Below are 3013 nucleotides of genomic sequence, written 5' to 3' on the forward strand. Positions count from 1 at the left end.
TTGCGGGGCGCCCTCCTCCACCGGACTGACCAAGCCATCCTCCATCACCCCAGCCTTGAGAAAGGCCCGGATGAGTTTGAGCACCCGTTTATCCGACACTCGCGCGGCAACCCGCGCCATCAAGCCGTCGTGATTGACTCGATCGAACGATCATGCATCTTGCTGCCCTCCTCAAGAGCCCATTTCGGTGTCGAACGCAATCCGATCCAGCTCTCCAGCCCTGAGCTTCTGAAGTCCATCCAGGGTGCCGGGCGCGTCGGGAAACAGATAGAGACCGGTGCGCTCATCACGCGTAATCGCGATAGTGCCGTTGTGGACGCGGTCGTAGATCCAATGCGCGCTCACCCCGAGTTGGGCCGCGAGCTGCGGGATCGTGAGACGCCCAGGGAGCCGACGCGGATGCGACTGGCTTCGCTTCAACAGGATGCCGTGCCGCAGGCGAATGATCCGCACCGTGCTCGGCAGCACCCGCATGCACATCGGCGAGCGGTACCCGGCGGCAGTCAGCTCTGCAGCGATCGCCTCGTCGCTGTGGCCGGCGCGAGCGAGTTCGAGGATGCGTGCCTCCAGCTCCTCGTGCCGCGACAGCGCGGCGAGCGAGCCGACCGGCACGGGCACGTTGAGCGCACTGGCATCGCCACCACGCCAGACAAGGCGCATGCGGATCGTGTCCGGCGCGCTGCGGTGGATGACGACCTTGTCAATCAGGCAGCGCAGCAGCGCCTTCTTGCGTGCTCGCGTTAGGGTCGAGCCGTGCCATAGCTCGGGCAGCCGCCGGCCGGCGTCGGTGAACGCCGCCCGGAGCGCGTCATCAACCGTGACCGGAACCTCACCAACTTCCGCTCGCGCCGTGGCCAGAGCCGCTTCAGCCTGCCGCACGTCGCGTAGCGCCTCCTCCCAGCGCCGTTCCAGCTCGGCCGCGACCAGGCGATTGTCCGGGTCGACCTGGTCGTATTGGCGCTCGGCCAGTGCCGCCCGGTAGCGCAGTCGCTCGACCTGCTGCACCTGGGCCCGCAGCATCGCGTCATCCACCTCGCGCCGGGTTGCCACCGCCCGTGCGTAGGCGTCGAGCTCGGCCGGCGCGAGTGCTTTGAAGAACGCAGCGACCGCCGCCGCATCGATTGAGCCAGCGGGAATACACTGGCATACGGGCGTGCCATGCTGCTGGCGAAGGTAGTTGCAGAGATAGCGCGTGCCGCCCTTGTATTGCACGACCATCTTGTGGCCGCACGCGCCGCAATAGACGATTCCATGCAGCAAAGCCTCACCATCCCGTGGAACGCCGCGCGTCTTGTTGCGGTCGTACTCGGCGTGGTTGTCGCGCAGCATGGCCTGGATCTTCTCGAACGTCTCCCAGCTGACGTAGGCGGGGTATTTGTCCCTCACGACGATCCTCCACTGCTCGCGGGGAAGCTTCTTTGGCCTGGGCGGCGCCGTGGCAGCATCGCGGATTGAGCGCGTGCGGCCGTAGACGAAGGTCCCGGCATACGCAGGGTTCTTGAGCACGCTCAGGACCGATGCGATGGTCGGGGCACGCCAGACTGTCCGGCCGAGACGGTCTCGGCGCGGCAGGGTCAGGCCGCTCTCGTTGAGACTGCGCAGCACCTTGTTTGCCGAGCGGACCCGCAGGAAGGTCACAAAGATCAGCTCGAGGCGGGACTGCACCTCGCAATCAGGGTCCTTGACCACGATGCCGGCCGCGTCGCGGACCAGGCCGACCGGCAACACGAGCCCGAGCTCGCCGCGCTCAGCCTTATTCAGCAGGCCGGCAGTCAAGCGGGTACGGATAGTACGCAGCTCCATCTCGGAGATCGTGCCCTTCAAGCCCAGGAGCAGCCGCCCATTCGCCGAGCCCGGATCGTAGACGCCCTCGCGGTCGCCGATGAGGCACTGCCGGTAGCCGCACAGGTCGAGCAGCGGATACCAGTCCGTGCAGTTGCGGCTGAGGCGGGTCACCTCGGAGGAGAGCACGATGCCTACCTGGCCCAGCGTCACCCGCGCGATCAGGTCCTTGAAGCCCTCCCGGTGCGTCGCCGCCGCTCCGCTCAGACCGAGGTCGCTGTCGATCACCTCGACATCCTCTTCGCGCCAGCCCAGGTCCAGCGCGCGCCGGCGCAGGTCATACTGTAGGCGCAAGCTCTCCTGGTTGGTCAGCACCTGGTGCGGCGTAGACTGGCGGATGTAGATGACCGCGCGCCGGGCGAGGTGGCGGTCGTCGATCAGTTCCGATTTCATGGATCACCTCCGCGAGGAGGGCTGCGACATCCTCGGCGATCTCGCGCCGCAGCGCCTCGGAGGTGCGTTGCCAGACACGTTCGGGCCGGACGAGCATGCCATTACCTCGTTGTCCTCGGCCAGGGCGATCAGCTCCGCCACGGCTTCGGCGGAGAGCTTGCTCGGCGCTCCATCAGACAGCCGCGGGACGAGGCTCGTCGCGCCAAGCGGCAGTTTCAGCAGCACGCGGCCCTGGTGGGCGACGAGGGCGTGGCCATCACTGGTCGAGTGCGGCCTGCTCACCGACACCACCGCAAAGCGCCGGCCGAAGAGCGGGTGCCTGGGGTCAGTGACCTCGATCTCGACTAAATCCCTCTCCGCCGGATTCTGGAAAGGGGTATCAACTGACGTCCTCGAAAAACGATCGGATATCGGCGTCGAGAATGAAGTTCACCTTCGTCCCGCTGATCCCGACGGCCAGGGCGTCCAACGCATCGTGCGGGCCGCGCTGGGGTCGAAATCCGTACGAGAACCCGAGAAAGTCTTCCTCGTAGATCGCGTTCAGCACCGCAACCGTGGCCCTTTGGACGACCTTGTCCTCAAGGGCCGCGACCGCGAGCGGGCCCTACCGCCCATCCGGCTTCGGAATGTACCGTCGCCGGGACGGCAGGGCGCGATACGCTCCCCGCTGGACCCGTGCGTGCAAATCCTCGATCCGGCGATCGAGGTCGGCCTCGTAGTCCTGCCAGGTCAGCCCGTCCACGCCGGGCGCCGCTTCCCGCTTGAGCGCGAAAAACGC

2 protein-coding genes are annotated in these 3013 nt (G+C 66.7%); one reads left to right on the forward strand and one right to left on the reverse strand.

Annotated features, from left to right (window positions below):
• Positions 1–171 precede the first annotated feature (171 nt).
• Complete coding sequence (locus JOZ76_RS29390; protein WP_291704690.1) at positions 172–2235, reverse strand: recombinase family protein; 2064 nt, start codon at positions 2233–2235, stop codon at positions 172–174.
• Between JOZ76_RS29390 and JOZ76_RS38405 the strand changes: the two genes are divergently transcribed.
• The coding region (locus tag JOZ76_RS38405) for a hypothetical protein (protein ID WP_366938642.1) at positions 2234–3013 on the forward strand (780 nt) is incomplete at its 3' end. The genes JOZ76_RS29390 and JOZ76_RS38405 overlap by 2 nt on opposite strands.

This window comes from Bradyrhizobium sp., assembly GCF_019244115.1.
GTDB lineage: Bacteria > Pseudomonadota > Alphaproteobacteria > Rhizobiales > Xanthobacteraceae > Bradyrhizobium.